Below are 26,230 nucleotides of genomic sequence, written 5' to 3'. Positions count from 1 at the left end.
AACTCATAAATAGTCGGGTGCGTCAGCCTGCTTTAATTCTCGGGTAATCCAGAAACTCTCTACTGACGCACCCTACAAAAACTCATAAATAGTCGGGTGCGTCAGCCTGCTTTAATTCTCGGGTAATCCAGAAACTCTCTACTGACGCACCCTACACACATACTCGGAGAAAAATAAAAACCCAGTTTACCTGTGAAACTGGGTTTTTATTTGCAACGTTTAAAATGTTTTATGTCACAGCCACAGAACGAGAGGAATTTCTCAAAAAATTCAGCAATTCTCGATTCACCGTTTGCGGCGCTTCCTGCTGAATCCAGTGACCGCAGTTAGGGATTAATTTTAACTTAAACGGAGCCGTAATTAACCGATCTAAGCCTTCTACAAGTGTGTGGCTCAAAAACGCATCTTCTTCTCCCCAAAGCACCAAAGTAGGCACTGTCACAGGTTCTAACTTCTGTCCCCAGTGCCAAAGCCGCTGCGGGTGAAACATTTGCTGGTAATAATTCATCGCCGCCGCTAACACTCCCGGCTTTTCTAAAGCTGTCTGATAAATCTGAGTTTCCTCAGCGCTAAAAGCTCCTTTCCGAACAGCTTGTCCCTGCAAAATATTTTGCACAAAATCTTTCAAATTTTGCCGGATCAACCATTCCGGGATGCCGGGAACTTGAAATGCCAAAATATGCCAACTGCGACGGAGTTGGTCTAAATTGCTTGCCATTTCCTGCACGAATCGTTGCGGGTGCGGAGCGTTTAAAATTGCTAAGCGGTTGAGTTTTTCGGGGAACTTTTGAGCTAAGTTCCAGGCGATCGCACCACCGCAATCGTGACCGACAATGTGCGCTTTTGTATAGCCGAGCCGATCGATCAAACCGCGAATATCAGCACTCAGCGTATCCAAATCATAACCGCTTTCCGGCTTGTCCGAATCGTTGTAGCCCCGCAAATCCGGCACCACAACCTTAAAATGACGCGCTAAGGCAGGAATTTGATGGCGCCAAGAGTACCAAAACTCCGGAAACCCGTGCAGGAGGATAACGAGTTCCCCTTCTCCTTGAGAAACGCAGTGCAGGCGGATGTTGTTGGTTTCGACAAAGATGTGTTGCTGTTCGGAATCTAAAGACTTCATAGTTGCAAAGTTAGACTTATTTTCTGGCAGTAAAGAACCCGCCGACTGGTAGCAGGCCCAAACAGCCCAAGGGTTTTAATTCTTCTATTTTTATTCTAGCTGCTTTTCGATCCCCGTTGCTGTAATGTAGTTAAACGTAAAACTTGTAGGGTTTTTCGGTCTGGTGTTTTTTAGGTGTAACTACTTAGATCAACTTTTTTACATTAGATCTGTTGTTTTAACAGCGACGGAGGCGATTCAATAATAGCACAATTTCGTCCGTTGCCGATCGCATTTTTGCAGCCGACAGCTCGGATTGATTGACGATAATGCTAAACACCAGAGGCTCGTAATTCGGAACTTCGATATATCCCGACAGGGCGGAAACTCCGCTCAAAGTTCCAGTTTTTGCTTGCAAAATTACGCGATTTGATGTATTATTTATGCGATTTTTCAAAGTACCGCTTTCGCCAGCCACAGGCAGTGATGCGCGGTAGATAGATCCAGCAGGTGAATTCGCCATCAATTTCAAAGTTTGCACCAAGGCTTCGGGACTAATTAAATTGTGGCGGGAAAGTCCCGAACCGTCGGCCAATATATAGCTGTTTGGATTTACACCTAATTGAGTTAAAGCTGTTTTTAACTCTTTCAAACCAATTTCACCTGTATCCTCTTGTGGCACGGGCATCTTGCCTGTGACTGTTTGTGGCACAGGCATCTTGCCTGTGACTTTCCCCAACAATCTCAATAAAACTTCTGCATAAAGATTGTTGCTTTCCCGATTAGTTTCTTTCACCAATTCCGCTAGCGGTGGCGATTCGACAAACGCTAATTCCTGAGTCAGATTCTGAGAATTAGAAGTGACTGCAACTTGTTTGACAGGGATTCCTTCAGCCACTAGAACTTGCTGAAAATGCTGCAAAAAGTTATTCGCGGGATTGACAACTGCGACATAAGCTGATTCAGATTCTGCACCAACTTTTAACTGTCCGCTAACTCGAATCGCGGGCCGATCGAACTCCCTGCCAACTTCAACAAACTCCGATTCATTAGTACCGACAGTCACTGAATTGTTCAGAATTTGCCACTGATTGGCTAACTTAGGTTCGGCAAAAGTGACTTTCAGAGGTTGCCCGATCGCCTGCGGGGACAAAACAAGCTCGATCGCATTTTGATTGTAAATCAAACTGTTAACCGGCGCGCCATAGCCCGCTTGGGCGTCTTCCCATTCCCAATTCGGATTGACTGCACTGCCTTGAAAATAGCTGTCATCGGCAATCAACTCGTTTACGCGATCGACTCCGCGCCGTTTCAACTGCCGCGCCAAATCCTGCAACTGAGCCTGTGCAATGCTCGGATCGCCCCTACCGGCAACGTACAAACTCCCATTTGCACCGCTGTAAACCGATGTCTTAATCCGAAAATCCGCACCGAGTTTCTGCAAAGCAGCGGCTGTGGTGAGCAGCTTGACGTTGGATGCTGGAATAAAATATTTGGTGGCGTCACGGCTGTAGAGAGCCGCGGTAGATGAGAGAGGTTGAATCAAAATCCCCCAGCGCGATCGGCTAAATTCAGCACGATTGGCGATCGCATCTACCTTCGCCCCCAAATCCCCAGGACAAATATCGCCAGCAACTGGTGGCGTTTGAGCGACTACCGCCGACGCGGGCCCCATAATTAGGACTAACAAACTAACCGCAATTCCTTTGATTTTCAAAGCAAAATTCCCGTAACAATACCAATTGAAAAAATCTTGTGACAATCATCAATGTGATACCAATTATTAAAAGCTGCACAGTCTACCGCCGGACACGGCAATGCCGTTTCCCTACCCGAATTTCCCTAATAATATTTATTCAAAATAGATGCACCAGAGCTTGGCAGTCTCACCGAATCCAGTCAAGACTAATAGTAATAGCGCATATGAATTCTCGGATTTAATAACGCCTCTACAGGTTTTCCCCCTTTGAGGTGCTGTTCCACAATTAACGGTACATCTCTCTGTTTAACTCGACAATACCAAATTTCGTCTGGGGTGACTCGCACAGTCGGGCCCGTATTGCACTGTCCCTGACAGCTAGAAGCTTCAACTGTTACCCCTTGGACTGGTTGGGCTTCAAAGGCAGCGAGGACTGCTGCTGAACCATTTCTCAGGCAAGATTGATACTGGCAAACTAATACACAGCGCGCTTTTGGTTGGGTGTCTGGTTCTGGGGCTGGAGATTCTGGCATCGCTAAGAATTTATCGGCTGTTTAACATATTTTAACAATGTTGTGAGGTCGATCGCCCGCGCGCTTGACTGACAAACGGGAGAATTCGTGAGTGCGATCGCAAAAACCTTTCAAATTCTGGGATTCAAACTTTTTCCATCCTTCTAGCTGGTAACGAATCCGCTCTCCCGGCTGCCTTTGTGCTATCTGTGTCACGCTTTCCCTATATGATCGGATTTAGAGCAACAACTAAATCAACCGCCAATCATGCCCAAAACAGTAGCCGATGTGATGAGCCGCGATCCCATTTTGGCGCGCCCCGAAATGCCCTTAAATGAAGCCATTAAAATTTTAGCCGATCGACGTATTAGCGGTCTTCCCGTCGTAGATGAGAATGGCTTATTGGTAGGAGTCATCTCCGAAACCGACTTGATGTGGCGGGAAACCGGCGTCACTCCCCCCGCCTACATCATGGTACTCGACAGCGTGATTTACCTAGAAAATCCCTCGCGTTACGAGCGAGAACTCCACAAGGCTTTAGGACAAACAGTAGGAGAAGCGATGAGTACAGAGCCTGTTACCATCGAACCAAACAAATCTGTCCAAGAAGCAGCAAAACTGATGCACGATCGCAGCATCCACCGATTGCCGGTAGTCGATAGTGCTGGCAAAGTAATCGGCATCCTCACTAGGGGAGATATTATCCGATGGATGGCGGCCCAGTCTTAATTAATTATTGTAGTTGAAGGACTGTATCAGAAAATGAGTCGATCGCTCCTTCAATCTCTCAGCTTTTGGCAATCACCAATTACCTAAGACGTGAATTGCTTTCATGCGCTCGCTCTTTTAGAAATTATCTGGGTTTATTTGCGTTGATCTGCGGTTTCCCTATCAATCCAAGATTTATGCAATAAGTTTCTAGATTCACGACATGGAAGTCAGGAATACACGCAGAAATATTTTTCCATTCTTCCCTGTTCCTTATTCTTTCGACCAACTGTCACAGGTCACTTGTCTACTGAAAACTGTCACTTGTCTACTGTCACTTGTCTACTGTCACTTGTCTACTGTCAATTACCCAATTTTAAAATTCCATGAGCATTAGCCCTGAGTCTGTTGAACAATTGTTGAATTCCGAGGATTTTGGTGAAAGGTTGCGGGCTGTCAACCAACTGCGGCAACTAGAACCCGCGATCGCCTACAATTTGATTCAAATTGCGATCGGTGACAAAAACGTCCGCGTTAGGTACGCAGCCGTCAGCCAAATGTCAACCCTCGGCGACCAAAATCTGCCGAACGCTTTAGAGGTACTGCTTCACAGCTTGCACAACGACCCCGAACCAGACGTGCAAGCAGCAGCAGCCGATGCTTTGGGCGCCTTGAAATTAACCGCTGCTTTAGAAGATTTGCAGCAAGTTTACAGCAGTACATCTGAATGGTTGGTGCAACTCAGCATCGTCGCGGCTTTGGGAGAAATGGGCGATCCAAAAGCATTTCCGATGTTAGAAAATGCCCTGAATTCTGAAAACGAGTTGATCCAAACTATTGCGATTAGCGCATTAGGTGAATTGGGAGATCGACGGGCGCTGCCGCTGCTGCTTCCCTACGCTTCTAATGCAGATTGGCAAATTCGTTATAGAGTCGCCCAAGCTTTGGGGCGGTTGGGCGGTGCAGAAGCAGAAGCGGCTTTGGAAATTCTCGCCAAAGATGACGTTGAGCAAGTTGCTCAGGAGGCTAAAGTCGGACAAGATAATATTTTGAAATTGTGAGTTTGAAGCGGTGAATTTTGAATTAATTTAGAATTTTTGGTGAGGTTTCTAGTAAAAAGTTAGTGCGCGATGGCTAATCTGGTGAAACCCGGTTTCTGAGTATATTTCTCGTTCTCGTTCGTAAAACTCGTAGAAACCGGGTTTCTGGCCCCCTGAGTTGGCGCGCGATCGCACGCAGAACTGGTGAAACCCGGTTTCTGAGTATATTTCTCGTAACTAAATCTAAAACTTGCAGAAACCGGGTTTCTGGCCCCAGGCAACCAACTGCGCAGAAAATGTGAAGCTTACTAATCAAAAACAATCTCAAATTCAATCCCACATTCAGCTATGAACTGTCACAATCGGTTTTTACTTATTTCGATCGAGAAATTAAACTATAAATTATATCTTTATACCGTAAATTAACGGATAGAAATCATTACAAAATATAATTAATCACTTTAAAAAATGATGATTGTGGGTAATTGTTCTGTGTGACGCGCTCGCGGGTGCGAAATGTCGGTTGTATTGATGCTACAGGCGATCGCACTCTGCCCTTTCCCAACCCGCTCCCGGATATTGACATCCGCACTTTGAGAATAGCTATAATAACAATAGATATAGCCTTTCTCAGAAAGATGAGGTACTATAGGGAATAGGGAATAGGGCTATGGGCTATGGGCTATGGGCTATGGGCTATCCTCACTTTTTTGAGAACCGCTATACAACAGCGGCAGGGATTCACACAATTATTGAATTGTGCCCAGCCTGCGATCGGGGAAATTATCGTTAAGACGGTAAGCCATCTACCAGCTCAGCCCAGTCTTAAACATTTTTATCATCCCCATGCTCGAACAACTACAAAATTCCGGTTCTCAGTCAGTGGACATTTTAACAGGAGAGCGATCGGCCTCTCAACTATCACAACCGGCACAAGCCACAACCAATCAAGACTTTATTTATAAAGTTTTAGAACTCACCAACATAGAACGCAGCAAATTGAGTTTGTCCCCCCTAACTTTAAATACTCAATTGCTGAATGCGGCGCAAAATCACACCCAAAACATGGCGGTGCAAGACTTTTTCGATCACACCGGAAAAGATGGTTCGTCAATGGGAAATCGGATTACTGCAACGGGCTATAAATTCAGCTCGGCAGCAGAAAACATCGCTGCGGGTTCTTCTACACCGGAACAAGTTGTATCATCGTGGATGAACAGCCCCGGCCACCGCGCGAACATTCTTAACCCGAATCTGAAAGAGATTGGCATTGGTTACTATTTCTTAGCCAACGATACTGGCAGCGTCAATTACAATCACTATTGGACGCAAGTTTTTGCTACTTCTCTTGACGGTAGTGTCAATCCCGCACCAACTCCCACACCAACTCCAACTCCCACACCAACTCCAACTCCCGCACCAACTCCAACTCCTACACCCAGCACATTAGTCTCCATTACTTCCCCAATACCCAATGCTACAGGGGAAGGTAGCCCGACTACAGCACCGAAGAATACAGCCAGCGGTGGCAATTATTTCCTATCGGATGCTGCTGATACTCAAATACCTGCCAGTGCTGTGGGATTGCAAATTTTTGCGCTTTCGGGCAAAGACAATCTCACTGGAGGAGCAGGCGCTGATACGATTAATGGAATGCAAGGTGCGGATACAATTAATGGCGCAGGCGGCGATGACATCTTATCCGGTGGCAAAGATTCGGATTCAATTGATGGGGGTGTTGGTAATGATTTTATCAGCGGCAACAATGATAACGATCGACTGATCGGAGGAGACGGTAACGATACTCTCCGGGGCGGCAAGGAAAATGATATCTTGATTGGCGGTAACGGCGACGATTTCCTGGCGGGCGATCGCGGGCAAGATATTCTCACCGGCGGTGCTGGTAATGATACGTTTGTTTTAGCAGGAGGTTTGTCTGCTTCAGCTACCTTAGTCAGTGCGGATGTGATTACCGATTTTGTGGCTGGGGATAAGATTGGTTTGACTGACGGTATCGGATTTGCTAACTTGACTTTTGAAGCTGTAAGTTTGCAGTTGAATGGAGGCGCAAGTGTCGCTTCTACGGCGATTAAGTCGGGGAGTAATTATCTGGGAATCGTGCAGGGTGTGAGTCAAAGTCAGCTTACATCTTCTGTTTTTGTAAATGGGTAATTCGGCACTTATGCACGGGTGTCGAGAAACCGGGTTTTTTTACCAAAATACTGGCTCAAAACCCTCAATTTCGTAAAAAACCCGGTTTCTTTGTCGGGAGTGGGTATAGGACTATAATTATTCCTTCTTCCTTTACAAATTATCTCTCATTTGTCGAGCCCCGCGCCGGAAACGGCATTGCCTCCGAAAAGATGCTCCCTAATAAACAATCTACATTCAATACAGCTTATTCAGTGGAATCTCCATCACAAACTCTGCACCTTTTCCAGGAGTAGAAAAACACTGCAAATTACCGCTGTGTTGCTCAGTCATAATCTGACAACTAATTGATAGCCCTAATCCAGTACCTTTACCTTCTGGTTTCGTGGTAAAGAAAGGAGAAAACAATTTTTGTCGAACCTCTTCTGTCATACCCACACCATTATCGACGATCCGAACCGTTACTTGGTTGGAGTTGAGGCTAGTACAAATAGTAATTGTGTTTGGATTTGTTTCTAATTCGGTATAGGATTTACCTTGATTAGATTCTTCCAAGGCATCGATCGCATTTGCCAGAAGATTCATAAACACTTGATTAATTTGTCCCACATAACATTCTACCAAAGGCAATTCCCCATATTCTTTGACAACTTGGATGGCTGGACGAAGATGGTTCGCTTTGAGGCGATGGGAAAGAATAATCAATGTTGTGTCTATCCCTTCATGTATATCTATTTTGCCCTTACCTTTATTCTCAATCCGTGAATAATTACGCAGGGAATTCATAATATCAGAAATGCGATCGATACCCAGTTTCATAGACTCAATCATATTCGGCGTATCTTTTAGCAAAATTTCCAGATCTATTTCTTCACTATGACTGAAGATTTCTGTATTAGGCTTGGGAAAATATTGCTGATAAAGAGATAAATGCTTGACTATTTCTCTGAAATATTGATTGAGATGAAATAGGTTTCCAGAAATGAAGCTGATGGGATTATTTACTTCATGGGCGATACCAGCCACCAGTTGTCCTAGTTGGGAGATTTTTTCAGTGTGTACCAGTTGCAGTTGAGTAGATTGCAGTTGTTGTACAAGTTCATTTAACTGCTGAGATTTTTCTTGTTCATCTATAAAAGATTTAATATTTTCAAGATATAGCTGTTGAATTTTTTCTGTTGTTCGCATTCTTTCTATTTCCATTGATGCTCTTGCAGCGAATATTTTGAGAATGTCTTCATAGAGTTCTGGCTCGATCATCGGTTCATTGTCGATCAGGCAAATAGTGCCTATATATTTACCTGTGGCATCTTGCAAGGCTGCTCCCAGATAACTCTCAGCCTTCAGTTCTACTAGACTTCGATCGTCGGGAAATAGGCTTTGTAGCTGACAAGGGCAGTGATATATAGTTTTATCTGAATGCAAAAGAATACCACAAGGCGTTGGTTTTGGGTCAAAAGTTATATTTTGTTGCAACTCATTATTCGTCCAAATCGCGAGGGTGTGGAGTCGATCGCCGATTAATTCTGAGATAAAAACATGAGGAACATTAAGTGTAAGAGCTAAGTTAGTTGCTAGAGATGCAAAAAAATCTTCTCCTGTGAGAGTAGCCGTATTGAGCGCTAAACTTTTTAAGGCGGTGGCGATAAATTCGGTTCTCTGGATATATTTTGGTACACTGACCAAGGATGTTGCATCTAAACCGTCAATATTTTGGGGAAAGTTCATGATCTTTGATATGTTTAAAAATTTGCATTCATCATCCATTCATGACAAGTGAAGCCGTGGGTTGCATTTGTCAATCAGCAAATTATGCTCAAAATTTACTCGAATTTTGTGTGGAAAACTGAGATTTGGGATCGTGCGATCGTGCGGAGCATCAGAATTTATGCCCACTCACCTCCAAATCGCGATTTTTTCACTCTTCAAAAAGTAGTTTTTTCAGTAATATTACTGATTGACAAATGTAACTTGCGTCTTAAGTTATCACAAATACTCATACCCCTTCTGAATCAAGGAACTAATTCAGAGGAGTATGAGGATTATAGCGGTTCTCAAAAAAGTGAGGTTATGCCCTATGCCCGGTTTGGCCTATGCCCGGTTTGGCCGTCAAGTACCTCATCTTTCGCTTGAAAGGCTATATATCCTTTATTGTATTTGTGTTTGGTGCAACTTGATTACTTGGGAACGATCGATGCTACGGCCGATCGCAAATTGCCTTGAAACTCGCCCAAAATGCGATCGCACTCTTCCTTCTCCAAACCTGTCCAGTGCATCATCAAAGCCAGCTTTACAGATTTGCCACTTTTTTCCAGCAAAAAACCCGCTTCATCCCGGTGCAAATCAGTCAAATCCTGCAACATCCGCACCGCCCGATCGCGCAATTTCTTATTAGTCACCGCCACATCAACCATCCGATTGCCGTAAACCTTCCCCAGCTTCACCATCACGCCAGTCGAAAGAATATTCAAAGCCATTTTTGTCACTGTACCAGCTTTCAAGCGCGTCGAACCCGCCACAACCTCCGGGCCAACCAACAACCGAATATCCACATCAGCCTCAAAATTCACCTGTTCGACGGGTACGCAGGCGATAAATACAGTTTTCGCCCCCCGCTGGCGCGCAGCCTGTAAAGCACCGGCTACAAACGGTGTAGTGCCCCCAGCCGTAATCCCGACAACCACATCTAGATTGTTAATGTGACGGTGGGCGATCGACTCAGCCCCATCCTCAGCCCGATCTTCCAAATCCTCCGAACTCCGCACCAAAGCCCCCGCACCCCCGGCTATTATGCCCTGTACGAGTTCTGGCGGCGTGCAGAAGGTGGGGGGACATTCGGCTGCATCGAGCACCCCCAAACGCCCGGAAGTACCCGCACCGACGTAAAACAGGCGACCTCCTTGACGTAGAGATTCGGCACTGATGTCGATCGCCCGGGCTAACTGTTCGCGGGCTCGGGCGATCGCGCTTAAGGTTTGGGCGTCTTCGCGGTTGAACAAGTCCACTAACTCGATCGAACTGAGCTGGTCTAAATTCTCGCTGTTGGCATTCACCTGTTCCGTCAGCAGATGCCCTCGTTCTTCCAAATTCTTCATATTTTGTCAGTTATTAATGGTTATTGGGGATGGGGCATTGGGCATGGGGCATTGGTCATGGGGCATTGGTCATTGGTCATTGGTCATTTTAGCCGCTCGCGAAGCCGAAGGCTGGTCATTGGTCATTGATTTAGAGGAAAACCGCAGATAAACGTAGATCAACTTAGATAGTTTTCAAATCTTGAGGCGAATGAATGCAATTCATGTCAAGTTGAATAAGGACAACTGCCAAATGCCTTCTGACAACTGCCAACTGCCAACTGCCCACTGCCAAATGACTCTCACAAAAGTCCTTCGAGTCGGCGGCGAATAGAATCCAGTTCGTTTTGGGAAACCTCAGAATCCGGCTCCGGCGAAAGCTCCGGCTCCGACTGCCCCTGGGCTTGCCACTGAGTCTGTGTTACATTGTTTTCTGGCGGAATCTCCAGCGCGCCCGCCGGCACAAGTTCCCAATCATAATCAACACTGTCGCAGAACTCCTTAATTTCCTCATCGTCGATCGCCTCGACAGCGGGTTCGGGAAAATCCTGAGCTTCCAACATCACGCCAAAGCGGGTGGCGTCGTCTTCTGACTCAAACATCAGAACTTTATTGCGATCGCCGAGTTGAATGGTATGAATTCCCTCATTCTCGGTGCGGGCATTGAAGAGTAAGACGAACACTCGCATAAGTTTTAAAGACCTTCTTAACCACCGTTTTTTTATCTTAGAAGCGATCGGGCGATTTTAGATTTTAGATTTGAGATTGACTGTGGGTTGTAGGATGTGTGGCGATTTTAGATTAAGTTTGGTAAAGGTTTCTGGAGTCTGCCCCGGCGTGGGGGGAGTGAATCTGGAAGTTCGATCGCCCGATCGGCACTTCGGGCCTCAGTTATCAGTCTACCAAAGGCAGAAGCCACAATCTAGCGAATCAAAAAAGTTACATAGCAACCACGAAAACGGTTAGGACGTTCTCGCTCGCGAGCACAACTATGAGCTTTGATGGATGCTTCTGATGCCGAACATCCGTTACATCCCGTACACTGCGACGGGAGCCGAACTTCCTTCTCCTGTCTCAAATCGGCTGATTTCCTCAATTCCTGAATTCTCACAAGCTCTGAGAAACACGCATGACTAACTCGGACGATGACAAAAAACAACTCGCACCCCTTCCAGGGCGCCGCTGGTGGCGTCTGCTGCTGCTTAGCGGTACAGGAGTGGGGATTCTCGGCCTGGTTGGGGCGGTGGCCGCAGGGGAGTGGGTGCGGGAAAAGTTAGCTCCTTTGGTGCAATCTGAGGTCAGTCAGACACTGAAGCGGCCCGTGCAAATCGGACGTTTGGAGCGATTTTCTCCGACAAGTTTGCGGTTTGGTCGATCGGCTTTACCTGCAACTGCGATCGATCCAGATTACGCTTCCACAGAAGCAGTTGAAGTGCGATTTTCCATCTCGCAACTGCTGTTTAACCGCACTCTCAAATTAGATATTACCTTAGTTAAACCCAGCGCTTATATCGAACAGGATGCTGAAAGCCGCTGGGTTAATATTCCCACCTCCGAGCCAAAACCTGCGGGTTTATTTAAAACTGAAATTGAAGCAATTCGTGTTGAAAATGCCGGCGCAGTTTTGCTGCCTAGTCCCGCAGTCGGACAAAAAACTTCGGCTCCGATTTCCGTAACTCTCAAAAATGGTAGCGCTTTATTTCGCGAGCAAAATCAGCGCGTTCTCTACGAACTCAACGGTCAGTTTACTAATAATGACAATTTTGCAGTCAAGGCTGATTCTCTGTTGCCTGCGGCTCAAACTAACGTGCTGTTGCAAGCTCAAAACTTGCCTTTGTCCGACCTGGCTCGCTTGCTGAAACTTTCCGGCATTTCTCTACAAAAAGGTCTGGCAAATAGCAATTTAACCGTGCAAGTGCGAGACAATAAATTATCGGGGATTACTGGAACAGCAAGTTTTGCAGGAGTGCAAGCAAATATCAATCCGCTGAAACAGATTATCCAAAATGGTAGCGGTCAATTGCGGTTTCAGGGAACTAATTTGATAGTCGATAGTTTGACTGGTAATTACGGTTTAATTCCAGTTAAAATAGCAGGAACCGTTGCAACTGGAGCTAATTTTAATACCGAACAAGCTAGCTTCAATCTGATAACTAACGTGCAACCGGTAGCCGTAGCAAGTGTTGTCAGTGCGGTGGAGACAGAGTTAGGGCAGAAAGTGGTATTGCCGATCGCAGTGGCCGGAGAAGTGAAGGCGGATGCTAAGCTGACTGGAACCGTTGCAAATCCAGTGTTGACAGGTGCGATCGCCTCGACAAAACCCGCTACGGTCGATCGCCTGCAATTAAACAATATTAGCACGAATTTTCAAGTAGAACGGGGAAGAATCGCTCAAACCCCAACCCCGAATTCTCCACCGTCAAATGGGCAGTTTTCCTCTTTAGCTTTGACTTTGAGCGATATGTTGGTAGTGCCGGCGGCGGGCGGTAAAATTGGCGGGAAAGGTGAAGTATATCTAACGTTGGGAAGTGACAATTCGCGATCTGGTTTGGTGTTTGACTTGCAAGCGGAAAATGTACCCGGAGATGCGATCGCCCAAATTTACGCTGTCCCGATTCCTGCTGCTGTTAAAATTGGTAGTGTTTCTGCCAAAGCTCAAATTTTCGGCTTGTTAGACAACATCCAAGCCCGAGCTCAATGGCAAGCACCGCAAGGCACTTTCCCCGCATCTGGCGAAATTCGAGCCGGACGCAATTCGGCTGATTTGCAAAATACAGTTGTGAAAATTGGCGATGCTACGGTGAATGTGGATGCGGCGATCCAAGACCGTCGGTGGGAAGCTATAATCAAGGGCGATCGCGTGGCCGTGAAAAGTTTGCAGCCACTGATTCCGGGACTTAATTTACCTCCTGAATTAGCAGGTTTGTTCACCGGAACCGCCGAAGCTGGGGGAACTCTGGACGATTTTAGTTTAAATGCGATCGCTGCTAGCGGCAAAGGAACGCTGAATCTTGCTGATAGTATAGTTGATGTGAATGGCAAACTGGAATCAGGACGCTGGCAAGCTTCTGGCAAGACAGAAAAAGTTGCTCTCAATCGCTTAATTGATATTGGCTTGCCGTTCTTAGCCACATCTAATTCTAACACATCACCCAGCGCAAATCTCGAAAATCTCAAATCCAAAATCCAAAATCTCAAATCGTTGGGTGGACAGCTAGCAGGTGAATTTCAAGCTGGGGGAAATGTTGACAATTTGACCGCTAGCGGAATCAATCTTAGCGCCAACGGCAAACTCAATTTTGCCGACAGCAATGTCAATCTCAAAGGAGAATTGACAGCGGGAAACTGGCAAGCAACCGCAGAAACCGATCGCACTTCCGTCAGCCGCTTAGTAGATTTAGGATTGCCACTGTTAGATGTGGCTTCAGCTTTCAATCCCGAAAATCAACAATCTGCCACTCTCCGATCCAAAATCCAAAATCTCAAATCGATTGACGGACAAATATCGAGTCAAGTTACAGCATCGGGAAGTCTTGACAATTTGACCGCTAGCAGCATCAATGCCAGCGGCAGCGGCCAACTCAATCTTGCCGACAGCAATGTCAATTTTAAAGCAGAATTGGCAGCGGGAAATTGGCAAGCAACCGCAGAAACCGATCGCACTTCCGTCAGCCGCCTGGTAGATTTAGGATTGCCACTGTTAGATGTAGCTTCAGCTTTCAATCCCGAAAATCAACCAGATAGCAATCTAAGATCTAAAATCCCAAATCTCAAATCGATTGACGGACAAATATCGAGTCAAGTTACAGCATCGGGAAGTCTTGACAATTTGACCGCTAGCAGCATCAATGCCAACGGTAGCGGCCAACTCAATCTGGGCGGCAGCAATGTCAATTTTAAAGCAGAATTGGCAGCGGGAAATTGGCAAGCAACCGCAGAAACCGATCGCACTTCCGTCAGCCGCCTAGTAGATTTAGGATTGCCACTGTTAGATGTAGCTTCAGCTTTCAATCCCGAAAATCAACAAGATAGCAATCTAAGATCTAAAATCCCAAATCTCAAATCGATTGACGGACAAATATCGAGTCAAGTTACAGCATCGGGAAGTCTTGACAATTTGACCGCTAGCAGCATCAATGCCAACGGTAGCGGCCAACTCAATCTGGGCGGCAGCAATGTCAATTTTAAAGGAGAATTGGCAGCGGGAAACTGGCAAGCAACCGCAGAAACCGATCGCACTTCCATCAGCAGTCTGGTAAATTTAGGATTGCCACTGTTAGATGCGGCTTCCGCATTCAATCCCGAAAAACAAGAACAATATACCAATCTCAAATCCAAAATCCAAAATCTAAAATCGCTTGATGGAGAGATATCGAATCAAATTCAAGCGGCGGGAAGTCTTGACAAATCAGCCGATCTAGCTGTCAACAGCAGCGGCAAACTGAATATTGCCGACGGTACAGTTGATTTTAAGGGAAAATTAGATGCTCGACAATGGCAAGCTGTCGCGGATCTCGATCGAGTTATTCTCAGCCGCCTAGAACAAACAGTTCGCAATCTCCAACTGTTTACTCTCACGGCGACTTTGCCTAAAGGATTTGACGGCAGAGTTAACGGCCAATACCAAGCAGCGGGAAGTTTGGATAATTTGACAGCTAAAGGAATTCGTGCTAGCGGGGAAGGACGGATTTTGGTCGATCGACTCGGGGCGATCGATACTACGGCAAAATTGGAAAACGGCAACTTGGAAGCATTGCTGGAAACCAACGGAGTTACAGTCAGCAACTTAGAACAAACCCTCAAACAAACAGGTTTGCTGACAACCAATTTACCGCCAGAAATTGCCGGAACCCTCGACGGGAAACTCCGAATTGTGGGAAATACAGATAATTTAACCGCCAACGGCATCACCGCCAACGGCGACGGACAAATTCGACTCGCCAACGGCGGCGGAATTGTCAACGCCACAGGTAGCGCGCAATCCGGGAATTGGCGCGCGTCAATAGAAGGCGACCAAATTGCCCTAAGTCGCTTCCAGAAAGCCTTTGAAGCCCAGCGCCAAAGCTTGCAAGCCAGCGGTTTAGTCTCCCAAGCCCAAAATCTCCCCTTACTGCGAGGACTATTTAACGGGAATGTCAATTTATCCGGCCCGATTGCGGCGGGCACGGGGGAACCGCCCCTACAAACTGTTCGCGCTGGCGGCAGTTTCCGCATCTCGGAATTGCCGTTTTTGCAACAACCTTTTGATGCAATATTTAACTGGGATGGCAAACGGATAGAAGTAGAACAAGCTGCAACTCCTGGTTTGACAGCCAGCGGATTTGTCGGCGTTGAGTTAGCGGGTAAAGGATTACCGTCAATTTCCAATCTAGATTTGGATGTAAAACTCTCCAACTTTAACCTGGAAGCCTTACCAGCAGAACAGTTGGCATTTTTGAGACCCATGGGTCTCAAAAATGCTTCAGAGAAAAATCAGCCTATCCGTGGCAATGTCGATTTTACTGGCCGCCTCACCGGCACCCTTGCCGCCCCCAGTTTAGTTGGCGACGTGGAAGTGCGGAATTTAGCAGTAAATGAAGTCGCTTTTGACTCGGTACTGGCGGGAAAAGTGACTGCGAGTTCCGATCAAAGTGTAGATTTGCGTTTGGCCGGCGCCCAAGACAAAATCGAAGTCGCTTTAAATCAGTCGTTTTTGCCGACATCATTCTTAGTAAAACGCGGGGAATCGGTAGCCCGCGGTCAAGCTGAGGGCGAAACTTTGCGAGTCAATTTAAGCGATTTCCCCCTGGCTGCGTTGAATCTCTCACCGGGACAAGAGGCAGGTTTGGGGCCGATAACCGGTACTGTTTCGGGACAAGTCAACGTGCCCGGTTGGAAGATGCCGTTAAATCCAGCGACTTTGCAAGCAACTGGACAAATTGCGATCGCCCAACCGGCGATCGGCTACATTAAAGGTGACAGTTTCCAAGCCGAATTCAGCTATGCTAACGGCAGCGCCAGTCTCACAAACGGCATCTTCCGCCAAGGTACCGGTCAATACTTAATTTCCGGCAACGTCAAAGCAGGCACAAACCCCGAATTTGCCGGGAAAGTTAACATCCAACAGGGGAATTTGCAGCAAGTTTTAGCCGCTTTGCAGTATTTCAATTTAGGAGATTTGGCGAGAGGCTTGAAACCTCCGGTTTACGGTAACAGCGGTGACGTGCAAACTGTCGCAGTCGGAGAACCGGAAGCGCCGCTAATCGAACAGTTGCGCCGCTTGGCAGAAATCGAAGTAATTTTGCAGCAGCAGCAAGCTGTAAAATCAGCGGAAAAATTGCCTGCGCTATCTCAATTGCAGGGAACTTTTGGCGGGGAAATTGCAGTCGCAGGTTCTCTCCGAACGGGCGTGCAAGCTCAATTTAACGTCAAAGGCGATAATTGGCAGTGGGGAAAGTATGTCGCCGAACAGTTCAACGTTGAAGGCAGTTTTCAGGATGGGATTTTAACTATTTTACCTCTGGAAATTCGATCGGGCAAAAGTGCGATCGGATTTTCGGGACAACTCGGGCAAAAAGCTCAATCCGGGCAGTTGCGGGTAGAAAATGTACCCGTGGAAGAGTTAGCAAAACTGGTGGAATTGCCCTTTGTGGACGTGACCGGCAACTTAAATTTGCGGGCGAACTTAGCCGGAAGTTTAGAAAACCCACAAGCCACCGGCGAATTAAGTTTGCTGGACGGTACGCTAAACGGAGAACCGATTAAAAAAGCCGACGGCAGTTTTAGTTACAGCAACGCCCGCCTGAATTTTGGCGGCAGTGCTTTGGTAACTCAAACCGAACCGATTGAAGTGCAGGGAAGTTTGCCTTTTGAGTTGCCGTTTGCTGCTGTAAAACCTGACAGCAATCAAATTGATTTGAGGGCGAATTTGAAGAATGAAGGTTTGGCAATTATTAATGTATTGACTCCAAAAGTTGCTTGGGTCAGTGGCACGGGACAGGTGCAAATTCGCGTGGGAGGGACGCTGCAACAGCCTGTAGCGCAAGGAATTGCGAATTTGGAAAATGCAACCGTCCGGGCGAGAGCTTTCCCAGAACCGCTGACAGGGCTGACTGGGACGGTGCGCTTTGAGGGCGATCGTATTCGGGTAGAGGGTATTCGCGGACAGTTGAGTAAGGGAGAAGTTATGGCCCAGGGCGTGATTCCGCTGTCTGTGCCCTTTGCTCCGGGCGATGCTGATGGGGCGAATCCTTTGGCTGTGAATCTGGATAAGTTAGCACTCAATCTCAGAGGATTGTACCGCGGCGGCGCAGTCGGTCAAGTCCAGGCAACGGGAACAGCTTTGCGGCCGCAGTTGAGCGGTAAAATTGAACTGTACGACGGCGAAGTATTTCTCCCCAGCGCTGGCGGCGTTACAACTCGGTTAGCTTCTTCTGCTTCCGATTCCCCTGCTTCCCCTTCCGATTCCACATCTTCCGATTCCACATCTTCCTCTTCCCCTTCCCCTTCCTTTGAAGTTGGATTAAACGATTTGGGGCTGAAGTTGGGCCGGGGTGTGCGGGTAACGAGTGCGCCGATATTAGATTTTAAGGCGACAGGGGCTTTGACGGTGAATGGAACTTTAGACGATATTCGTCCTGCGGGTAGGATTCGGTTGACTTCGGGCTCGGTGAATTTGTTTACAACGCAGTTTAAGCTGGATAAGGGATATCCACAAACAGCTACCTTTGTACCAACACAAGGACTCGATCCGACATTGGATGTGAGATTAGCAACTTCGGTACAGGAAGTATCGCGGTTCCGCACTCCAGGAACATCTGTCGCCTCTGAAATAGCCGACGAACCGACAAGTTTCGGTAGTGTGCGGAGTGTCCGAATTCAAGCGCTAGTCAAGGGTAAAGCCTCTGGGTTGGCGGAGAATCTGGAGTTGAGGAGCTCTCCAGGGCGATCGCAAACAGAGATTGTAGCGCTATTAGGTGGCAGTTTCGTGCAAACATTAGGACAGGGAGACAGTACACTGGCGATCGCCAATTTAGCCGGTGCAGGATTATTCAGCAACCTGCAATCCGTGATTACCAACGCCACCGGATTGAGCGAATTCCGCTTATTTCCCACACGAATTAGAGGTAACGAAGGACAAACAGCTACTTCTAGTTCAGGGGCCGCAGCCGGTGCAGGTTCCCTCGGTATAGGCTTAGAAGTCGGGGCCGATATCACGCGCAATCTTTCAGCATCAATCATCCGAGTTTTGTCAGCAAATCAGCCAACAGAATTTAACGTGCGGTATCGTTTAAACGACAAAATATTGCTCAGAGGTTCAACCAATTTCCAAGGAGACAATCGCGTCACCGCCGAATACGAATTGAGGTTTTAGTCATTACGAATAATTGTCATATCCCCAGAAACCCGGTTTCTTCCCAAATATTTTGCCACCCAACCCAAATCTTGTAAGAAACCGGGTTTCTTGGCCTTTGCATACTCAGACCAATTACCAATTTCCCAAATAATTTGCTATAATAGTAACAGCAGCAAATTAGTCCTGCAAACCCCACACAAAGTTAGAGGAGTTAAGTCAAATGGCAAACAAACTCCAAGTGAAGACACAGGCGATCGGCTACAGCGACTTATACTGGAACCGATTTAGTCCGAGAGTAGCGACTATCAGCAGCATCCGTAACGCCAACCACTGGGACGGCGGATTTATCACCTACATTGCATATCCCACAAAAGTAGAAGCAACAGCAGCAATGAAACATTTACTGCTGCATCAAAAAGCTGCCGATGTCGATATGCGAAAAGCCAAGCGAATGAAAGCAAAAGGCATTCGGTGGGAGCTAAAAATTCGGGGTTTAGCTTTTAATGAAGTGTTGAAACTGGCAACAATGGATATAACTGGAAAGCTAGTTATGTCACCTGTAACAACTACTCAAGCCACAGGCTGATAACGCATCTATATAATAGGTTGGGTTTCGCAGAAACAGTCGCCGGACACGGCTCCGTGCCGTGTCCCTACAGATATCGCGTACAATCTATATTGCATAACGTCTAATTCTGCGTTACCGATTTGCGGTTGCGCCTGTCAGCAAAAAAGGCAGCTACAAAGCTTAATTATCTGCGGGAACTTCTCTCTGTACCAGCAGCCAACCTAAGAGTGCTAAAATAAGACCGATCGCCAAAAATCCCAAATCCCAAGCTAACTCGTTAATACCTGGTTTGACGTGGTGGATTCCCAAAATTTGATGGTCAACAATCCCTTCTACAAAGTCAAACAATCCAGCACCAATTAATATTGAACCGCAAAAAGTTGGAGTTGACAAAGGAACATCTTGCTGCTTCACCGCCCGCCACAAACAGAAGATTCCCGCCACTGTTACCAACCAATCCGCAGCGTGAAATAATCCATCTCCGAGGGTATTCAATTCTAAACCGGCCACAGTAGCATCGGTTTTGACGCTGCTAAACATATGGTGCCACTGAAGGAGTTGGTGCAGCACAATGCCGTCAAAAAACCCGGATTGACCGATACCGAGGAGAATGCCTGCGATAATTAGAGGTCGGCGGTTGTTAGCTGCGGTGGTTGGTGGGTTTGTGCGATCGCTCAATGGGAAACCTCAGATGCTTGAACTGCTGAACCTCAGTCGGTGAAGGGATTTGCCAGTACATTTTTTAGTTTTGCTGGGACTGAGTGGCGATCGCATCATCCGCGAGAGAGATTTGTGAGGGCGATCGGAGCTACAATTAAATCGGTTGAGAACTTGAGATAATTTTCCTAAATTAATTCGGATAATTTATTAAGCCTGTAGGGGCGGGTTCACCCAGATTTATCGGACAAAACCAAAAATATTGTAAACCCGCCCCCACCCCACCCGATAACCAATGAATTTCCCCATTCATATGAGTAATTAATTGGGCCGGGGCGGGTTTATTGAGATTGTTATTGATAGACAGAAATGTTGGTGAACCCGCCCCTACAGAACCATTGTCTATGCAAATACTGCTGCTACGGCTTTCGGCAATTCTATCGGCACGAAATACGCGACTGGATACAAATAATCTTCGCCGGATTCATCAATAACTCGGATAAATAGACTTTTCGCATTTCCAAGGATGCTTGATAATCTTGATTGTTAATGCAGACTACAAAGTTGGTTTCTAAGTTAAACTTCATATTCCGACAAATTACTAAGGGTAGGGTGCGTCAGGAAAGATAATTCTCAATCATCGCCGAAAATCTCATTCTGACGCACCATTTATTCCGGGCGTGCGTCAGTTGTAAGATTATCAGTTTGTAGCGACAATCTCCCTAGCTGACGCACCCTACTTCTGTATTGAGGTATAATTTAATTTTAACACAACACCAATCTTCGTCCCATGAAAACCATAGACAAAAGTCAATTAACCGCTCAATTACTAGAATTATTGCAACTTGTCGAGCTAGAAGGCGAAGAAATTGTAGTGATGGATGGAACTAAGCCCGTTGTGAGAATTTCCCAGTATGAAAAGACTCTTTCAACTGAAGAATTATTTAAGGATATGCGGGGGAAAGTAAAATATTTTGAAGATTTAACTGCGCCAACAACTGAAGAATGGCAGGAAGTATAACACTTGTCCTTGATACCTGCGCTCTCATCTGGTGGAGTTTAGATCCAGACAAACTTTCTCAACCGGCAAAAGCAGCTTGTCACCAGATGGAACAAGAAAAAAATGGTTTGGTTCCATCAACTGCAATCTGGGAAATAGCTATCAAAAACAAAAATCATAAGTTAGATTTAGGAGTAAGTATTGATGACTATATCGCTACTTTGAAAAAGTCTAATGTTATTCGGATCGTCCCAATTGATGAGGACATTTGGCTAGAAAGTGTCAAGTTAGAATGGGAACACCGAGATCCAGCCGATAGAGTGGTTGTAGGAGTTGCTAAAAGGAATCAAGCTGCTATTATTACAGCAGATCGAAAAATAGCTAGTTTCTATTCTTTAGTAATTTGGTAAATCGAATATGCCAGGTATCGGAAACGTAGAAGTGGCGCGGTTTCGTGGTTCAAGCCTTTGTTAGGGCTTGCTGAAAAAGTGTACAGAGTGGAAAAACGAGGCTACACAGATTGAAAAATAGTAGGTTTATTGCTAAATTCCCAAATTTACCCAGAGACTTCCCTGTGAAAGTGCAAGGGTTTTGAACTTCGCTTGTCCTATAACTTGCACTTGGAGGAGCCAAAAAAGATTGAAACCCTTATCTAGTCTGCCTTCTGCTTTTATTCAGCAAGCCCTTGTTATAAATCTTCACGAAACTCTGAAACGCTTAGATGTTAAACTTTACAAGTCTTGACGTGAGAGAAGAGACCCCGCATCCAATAGCCCCAAACCACCAGCCCAAATCTCTACCACCACCACCCTCGGTAGGTATCCTTCTGGTTGTTTTTTGTTGAATTTTAGAGCACTATAACACAACCATTTTTTATTCACGCACCACCCCACGCAATCGCAAAAAGCATCCAATATTGGAGCGTCATATTCCCTCGTTCCCCCCAGACCCTGATAGATGCGCTTCTGCACCGAAAAGCCGAAGTGTCCCTTACTGTGTTGTACCCAAAGTTGGTCAATGATGCGTAAATCTTCACAGGGAAATAGATCGATATCTTCAACTCTCAGTCGCCTGTCTTCGCTTGTTCTCCTCGCCACCTCCTGCATCTTACTTGCCGTTTCCAGATCGGCTTCTTTCCACTTTCGGCTAGCCAACAGCCGATCGAGTTTACGATAATCGACTCCTTTTTCTGAAATCAATTGTACAGGTTGTGCCGGTGGCTGCGGCCTAGGAATCTTTGACTGAACAGCCCTTCCTGCATTACCAAAGGAGGGTTGCGGAAGCATTGCCAACCATTGTTGAACCGACTGAGGGCGCTTTGTCGCATCCATTTCCATCCCTTTCATAATTGCCCGATGCACCGCATCACTAATATTAGGATTAATCTGAAACGGTGGCTTTAAAGGATGATTTAAAGCCCTCAAGAATGCAGCAGTTGGTGGTATTTTGGTTAGCAAATAGTATAGTGTTGCCGCCAGAGCATAAACATCTGTATACTCAGCAAATCTGCCAATTTCGCCGTACTGTTCGGGAGGTGCAAAACCGTGTGTTAGCCCTAAAGTCATTTGCTGAGTGCGATCTGGAATAAAACCCCGTGCCAAACCAAAGTCAATCAAAACTGCATTTTGATTGTCGCGTACCATAATGTTTTGTGGCTTGATATCCCGATGCAGCAAACCTTTTTCGTGAACAACTATTACGGCTTCTGCCACTTTGCGGATGTAGTTTAAAGCTTCGGTTTCCGACAGGATACCGCGCTTTTCCACCCATTTCCACAAATCTTCTCCTGCCACATATTCCATTGCAATACAAGGCAAATTACCATAATCGAAATAGTTGTCTATTTGCACGATATTGGGATGCCTGCACACAGATAGCTTTACCGCCTCATCCCGGAATCTGTCCCGATACCAGGAAAAATTTGGATCGCTCAATAATTCATCTTTCAGCGTTTTGATGACAATCCGCTGCCCGTTTTGCGCCTTCTGCGCTAGGTACGTGACCCCAAAGCCACCCTCACCTAACTTGCCTTCAATGATATATCGATCGCCATTTAACTTCTGTCCCGGTGTCCAAACCATTCCCCTCACCGCCAACCCATATCAATGTTGCTCTCGGCCTAGCCTGTATTTTAACTGTATTTTGTAGGTTGGGTTTAGTTCCACGGGCCCAACTTCAGTTCGCCTTCCCGGTGATGGTTGGCTTTTAGTTCAAGAAACCTGTTTGCCCAAACAGACCCTTTCTATGGCAACCTAAAAAACAGCAGACACAATTTTATAGACCTTCGTAACAAAACTCTACCAATCAACTATGCAAACTCTGCCCAATCCAACTAAAACCGCATCTAGCCAACCAATTTTCGACACCACCATCAAACGCCGCAAAACCCGTCCCGTCAAAGTCGGCAGCATTACGATCGGCGGAGGCAACCCGATCGTCGTACAATCGATGATTAACGAAGACACCCTCGACATCGACGGATCGGTGGCAGGAATTCGGCGCTTGCACGAGATTGGCTGCGAAATCGTCCGCGTTACCGTGCCCAGCATGGCCCATGCCAAAGCTTTAGCCGAAATTAAGCAAAAATTGCACGAAACCTACCAACCCGTGCCCCTCGTTGCGGATGTCCACCACAACGGGATGAAAATTGCGCTGGAAGTCGCCAAACACGTAGACAAAGTGAGAATCAATCCCGGACTTTACGTGTTCGAGAAGCCGAAAGCCGACAGAAGCGAATACACTGACGCGGAATTCGCGGAAATTGGCGAAAAAATCCGCGAAACCCTGGAACCTCTGGTGATTTCCCTGCGCGATCAAGGTAAAGCTTTGCGAATCGGCGTTAATCACGGTTCCCTCGCGGAACGGATGCTGTTTACCTACGGCGATACCCCCGAAGGTATGGTGGAATCAGCGCTGGAATTTATCAGAATTTGTGAGTCCCTAGACTTCCGCAATATCGTGATTTCCCTGAAAGCTTCCCGCGCGCCGGTGATGGTGGCTGCTTACCGCTTGATGGCGCACCGGATGGACGAATTGGGGATGGATTACCCGCTGCATTTGGGCGTTACGGAAGCTGGCGACGGCGAATACGGGCGCATCAAATCCACGGCTGGTATCGCCCCGCTGTTGGCTGACGGTATCGGCGATACTATCCGCGTCTCGCTGACTGAGGCGCCGGAAAAGGAGATTCCTGTCTGCTACAGCATTCTGCAAGCTTTGGGATTGCGGAAAACGATGGTTGAGTATGTGGCTTGTCCTTCCTGCGGCCGCACTTTGTTTAATTTGGAGGAAGTGTTACATCAAGTGAGAGAGGCGACGAAGCATCTCACGGGTTTGGATATTGCAGTGATGGGCTGTATTGTCAACGGGCCTGGGGAAATGGCTGATGCTGATTACGGCTATGTTGGGAAGCAACCGGGTTTTATTTCTCTGTACCGCGGCCGGGATGAGATTAAGAAGGTTCCTGAGTCTCAAGGTGTGGAAGAATTGATTAGTTTGATTAAGTCGGACGATCGCTGGTTTGAACCTTAATTGCTCTCGTTAGCGCAGCCCTCGGAGAGGATCGCTCCTAATGCCTGTTGTTAAACCCGGAGATCCCCCCTAACCCCCCTTAGTAAGGGGGGGACAAGAGCGCTCAAAGTCCTTGTTAAGGGGGGACAATAACGCTCAAAGTCCCCCGACTATCCGGGGGATGCGAGGGGGATCGAGACTTTGATACAAACGAGAGAGATAGAGGGTTTCAGTCTGAAGTTGACACCGCAGAACCCGGCAAAGTTGAATAAATATGTATCCAAAATCCGACCAAGCCTTGCCTGTGTTAGATTGGGCGTGATTATTCTGAACTATTTTCCTCCCGCGCGTCAGACAAATGGTTATAACAAAACGAGGGCTCGTTCTAAGTGCAGCGGCGGTGTTACTCACTGCTGCAACTCTTGCCAACACTGGTTGCAGTTCTAAATCTCTGGCTTCTTTTAGGGGAAGTCCTAAAGAATTGGTTGATGAAGTTTGGCAAATTATTGACAAAAGTTATGTTGATGGCACTTTTAACCAGGTTGACTGGAAAGCGGTGCGGAATGATTATTTGAACCGGACTTATACTAGCGATGAGGAAGCTTATAAAGCAATTCGCGAAATGCTGAAGAAGCTGGACGATCCTTACACGCGGTTTATGAACCCGGAAGAGTTCAAAAATATGCAGGTTGAAACTTCTGGTGAACTCACAGGAGTTGGGATTCAGTTGACTCAAGATGAGAAAACTAAGAAGTTGGTGGTGATTTCTCCAATTGAGGATACTCCTGCTTTTACTGCTGGTATTCTAGCAAAAGATATCATTAGTAAGATTGACGGCAAAACTACCGAAGGTATGGATACGAATCAAGCGGTAAGTTTGATTCGCGGCCAGGCTAATACTGAGGTGACGCTGACTATTTTGCGGGGCAATAAGGAAATAGATTTTAAGCTGAAACGCGCTAAAATTGAAATTCATCCCGTGCGGCAGTCGGTGCAGAAAAGCCCGATCGGCGAAATTGGCTATATTCGCTTAAATCAGTTTAGCGCGAACGCTGCATCGGAAATGCGATCGGCAATTAAGGATTTGGAACAGAAAAAGGTGACGGGCTATATTCTAGACTTGCGTTCCAATCCGGGCGGCTTGCTCTACGGCAGTATTGAAATTGCTCGGATGTGGCTCAAAGAAGGTACGATCGTCTCTACGGTCGATCGCGTCGGTGAAGCCGATCGACAAACCGCAAACAAGGGAGAGATTACCGACAAACCTTTAGTTGTCCTCGTAGACGGCGGTTCAGCAAGTGCTAGCGAGATTCTATCCGGCGCTTTGCAAGACAACAAGCGCGCGGTTTTGGTGGGAACAAAGACGTTTGGTAAGGGTTTGGTTCAGTCGGTACGCGGCGTCGGAAATGGCGCCGGTTTGGCGGTGACAATTGCCAAGTATTTTACTCCCAACGGTACTGATATCAATCACATGGGAATTAAACCGGATTTTCTGGTTGAACTCACTGATGCTCAAAAACAGGAGTTGCGGCGCGATCGCGATAAAATTGCTACGGCAGCAGATCCGCAGTACGCGAAAGCTTTGGAAATTTTGACTAATAAAATTACTGGTAAAACAGGAGATAGTAAGGCCCAGGCGAAACCGCAGGCGACGCCTTCTAAGCCCGCTGCGGCGCAGGCTAAACCGAGTGCGGCACCTGCTAAATCTAAGTAGTAAGTTTGATAGTTTGGACTTTAGTTTTTTTCAAGTCTTGAAGGACTAAAGTCCGAACGATCGAACCTGAAGACGGACTGAAGTCCGAACGATCGAACCTGAAGACGGACTGAAGTCCGAACGATCGAACCTGAAGACGGACTGAAGTCCGAACGAT

The 26,230-nt window shown here is 46.7% G+C and carries 19 protein-coding genes; 10 read left to right on the top strand and 9 right to left on the bottom strand.

Annotation, left to right across the window (positions count from 1 at the left end):
* Positions 1-229: 229 nt before the first annotated feature.
* From QUB64_RS27455 to QUB64_RS27440, 4 genes are all read right to left on the bottom strand, one after another.
* Positions 230-1,126, bottom strand: coding sequence for an alpha/beta fold hydrolase (locus tag QUB64_RS27455; RefSeq protein WP_333276792.1), 897 nt, complete (start codon positions 1,124-1,126; stop codon positions 230-232).
* Between the two features lie 217 nt (positions 1,127-1,343).
* Complete coding sequence (dacB, locus tag QUB64_RS27450) at positions 1,344-2,780, bottom strand: D-alanyl-D-alanine carboxypeptidase/D-alanyl-D-alanine endopeptidase (RefSeq protein WP_333276851.1); 1,437 nt, start codon at positions 2,778-2,780, stop codon at positions 1,344-1,346.
* A 230-nt stretch (positions 2,781-3,010) separates the two neighbouring features.
* Entirely contained in the window at positions 3,011-3,337 is a 327-nt protein-coding gene (locus QUB64_RS27445) for a (2Fe-2S) ferredoxin domain-containing protein (RefSeq protein ID WP_333276794.1), read from the bottom strand.
* 21 nt (positions 3,338-3,358) lie between these two features.
* Entirely contained in the window at positions 3,359-3,532 is a 174-nt protein-coding gene (locus QUB64_RS27440) for a hypothetical protein (protein WP_333276797.1), read from the bottom strand.
* Between the two features lie 51 nt (positions 3,533-3,583).
* On the opposite strand from QUB64_RS27440, the gene QUB64_RS27435 reads away from it, so the two are divergent.
* From QUB64_RS27435 to QUB64_RS27425, 3 genes are all read left to right on the top strand, one after another.
* On the top strand, positions 3,584-4,045 hold the full coding sequence (locus QUB64_RS27435; protein WP_333276799.1) for a CBS domain-containing protein: 462 nt from the start codon (positions 3,584-3,586) through the stop codon (positions 4,043-4,045).
* Positions 4,046-4,410: 365 nt separating this feature from the next.
* On the top strand, positions 4,411-5,085 hold the full coding sequence (gene nblB, locus QUB64_RS27430) for a phycobilisome degradation protein NblB (RefSeq protein ID WP_333276802.1): 675 nt from the start codon (positions 4,411-4,413) through the stop codon (positions 5,083-5,085).
* An 825-nt stretch (positions 5,086-5,910) separates the two neighbouring features.
* Positions 5,911-7,236: a CAP domain-containing protein gene (locus tag QUB64_RS27425; RefSeq protein WP_333276804.1), complete on the top strand. Its 1,326-nt coding sequence runs from the start codon at positions 5,911-5,913 to the stop codon at positions 7,234-7,236.
* 216 nt (positions 7,237-7,452) lie between these two features.
* Here the strand turns inward: QUB64_RS27425 and QUB64_RS27420 are convergent, their stop codons facing one another.
* Entirely contained in the window at positions 7,453-8,943 is a 1,491-nt protein-coding gene (locus QUB64_RS27420) for a GAF domain-containing sensor histidine kinase (RefSeq protein ID WP_333276805.1), read from the bottom strand.
* A 449-nt stretch (positions 8,944-9,392) separates the two neighbouring features.
* Positions 9,393-10,310, bottom strand: coding sequence for an N-acetylmuramic acid 6-phosphate etherase (gene murQ, locus QUB64_RS27415; protein ID WP_333276808.1), 918 nt, complete (start codon positions 10,308-10,310; stop codon positions 9,393-9,395).
* A 16-nt stretch (positions 10,311-10,326) separates the two neighbouring features.
* Here murQ and QUB64_RS27410 point away from each other — a divergent pair, with 16 nt between their 5' ends.
* The gene (locus tag QUB64_RS27410; RefSeq protein ID WP_333276811.1) at positions 10,327-10,461 is read left to right on the top strand and encodes a hypothetical protein; all 135 of its coding nucleotides are present in this window, start codon (positions 10,327-10,329) and stop codon (positions 10,459-10,461) included.
* A gap of 130 nt (positions 10,462-10,591) precedes the next feature.
* On the opposite strand, the gene QUB64_RS27405 is transcribed toward QUB64_RS27410, so the two are convergent.
* Complete coding sequence (locus QUB64_RS27405; protein ID WP_333276814.1) at positions 10,592-10,978, bottom strand: DUF3110 domain-containing protein; 387 nt, start codon at positions 10,976-10,978, stop codon at positions 10,592-10,594.
* A 440-nt stretch (positions 10,979-11,418) separates the two neighbouring features.
* Here QUB64_RS27405 and QUB64_RS27400 point away from each other — a divergent pair, with 440 nt between their 5' ends.
* Positions 11,419-18,642, top strand: a complete 7,224-nt coding sequence (locus QUB64_RS27400) for a translocation/assembly module TamB domain-containing protein (protein WP_333276817.1) — start codon at positions 11,419-11,421, stop codon at positions 18,640-18,642.
* A 202-nt stretch (positions 18,643-18,844) separates the two neighbouring features.
* Positions 18,845-19,210 (top strand): hypothetical protein, encoded by a 366-nt coding sequence (locus QUB64_RS27395; RefSeq protein ID WP_333276819.1) that lies wholly within the window; start codon positions 18,845-18,847, stop codon positions 19,208-19,210.
* 162 nt (positions 19,211-19,372) lie between these two features.
* Here the strand turns inward: QUB64_RS27395 and QUB64_RS27390 are convergent, their stop codons facing one another.
* Positions 19,373-19,870, bottom strand: a complete 498-nt coding sequence (locus QUB64_RS27390) for a DUF2243 domain-containing protein (RefSeq protein ID WP_333276822.1) — start codon at positions 19,868-19,870, stop codon at positions 19,373-19,375.
* Between the two features lie 769 nt (positions 19,871-20,639).
* Between QUB64_RS27390 and QUB64_RS27380 the strand changes: the two genes are divergently transcribed.
* Positions 20,640-20,870, top strand: a complete 231-nt coding sequence (locus QUB64_RS27380) for a prevent-host-death protein (protein WP_333276825.1) — start codon at positions 20,640-20,642, stop codon at positions 20,868-20,870.
* Positions 20,855-21,259 carry a type II toxin-antitoxin system VapC family toxin gene (locus QUB64_RS27375; protein WP_333276827.1) on the top strand — a complete coding sequence of 135 codons (405 nt, stop codon included), beginning with the start codon at positions 20,855-20,857 and terminating at the stop codon, positions 21,257-21,259. The genes QUB64_RS27380 and QUB64_RS27375 overlap by 16 nt, the downstream gene beginning before the upstream one ends.
* 321 nt (positions 21,260-21,580) lie before the next feature.
* Here the strand turns inward: QUB64_RS27375 and QUB64_RS27370 are convergent, their stop codons facing one another.
* Positions 21,581-22,930: a serine/threonine-protein kinase gene (locus QUB64_RS27370; RefSeq protein WP_333276830.1), complete on the bottom strand. Its 1,350-nt coding sequence runs from the start codon at positions 22,928-22,930 to the stop codon at positions 21,581-21,583.
* A 229-nt stretch (positions 22,931-23,159) separates the two neighbouring features.
* Between QUB64_RS27370 and ispG the strand changes: the two genes are divergently transcribed.
* Complete coding sequence (gene ispG / locus QUB64_RS27365; protein ID WP_333276832.1) at positions 23,160-24,380, top strand: (E)-4-hydroxy-3-methylbut-2-enyl-diphosphate synthase; 1,221 nt, start codon at positions 23,160-23,162, stop codon at positions 24,378-24,380.
* 337 nt (positions 24,381-24,717) lie between these two features.
* Positions 24,718-26,073, top strand: coding sequence for a carboxyl-terminal processing protease CtpC (gene ctpC, locus QUB64_RS27360; RefSeq protein ID WP_333276835.1), 1,356 nt, complete (start codon positions 24,718-24,720; stop codon positions 26,071-26,073).
* The last annotated feature ends 157 nt before the right edge of the window (positions 26,074-26,230 follow it).

The organism is Microcoleus sp. Aus8_D2 (assembly GCF_036702665.1).
In the GTDB taxonomy this organism is placed as follows: domain Bacteria; phylum Cyanobacteriota; class Cyanobacteriia; order Cyanobacteriales; family Microcoleaceae; genus Microcoleus.
Note: the sequence above shows the minus strand (reverse complement) of the source record. Positions and strands in the feature narration are given on the sequence as shown.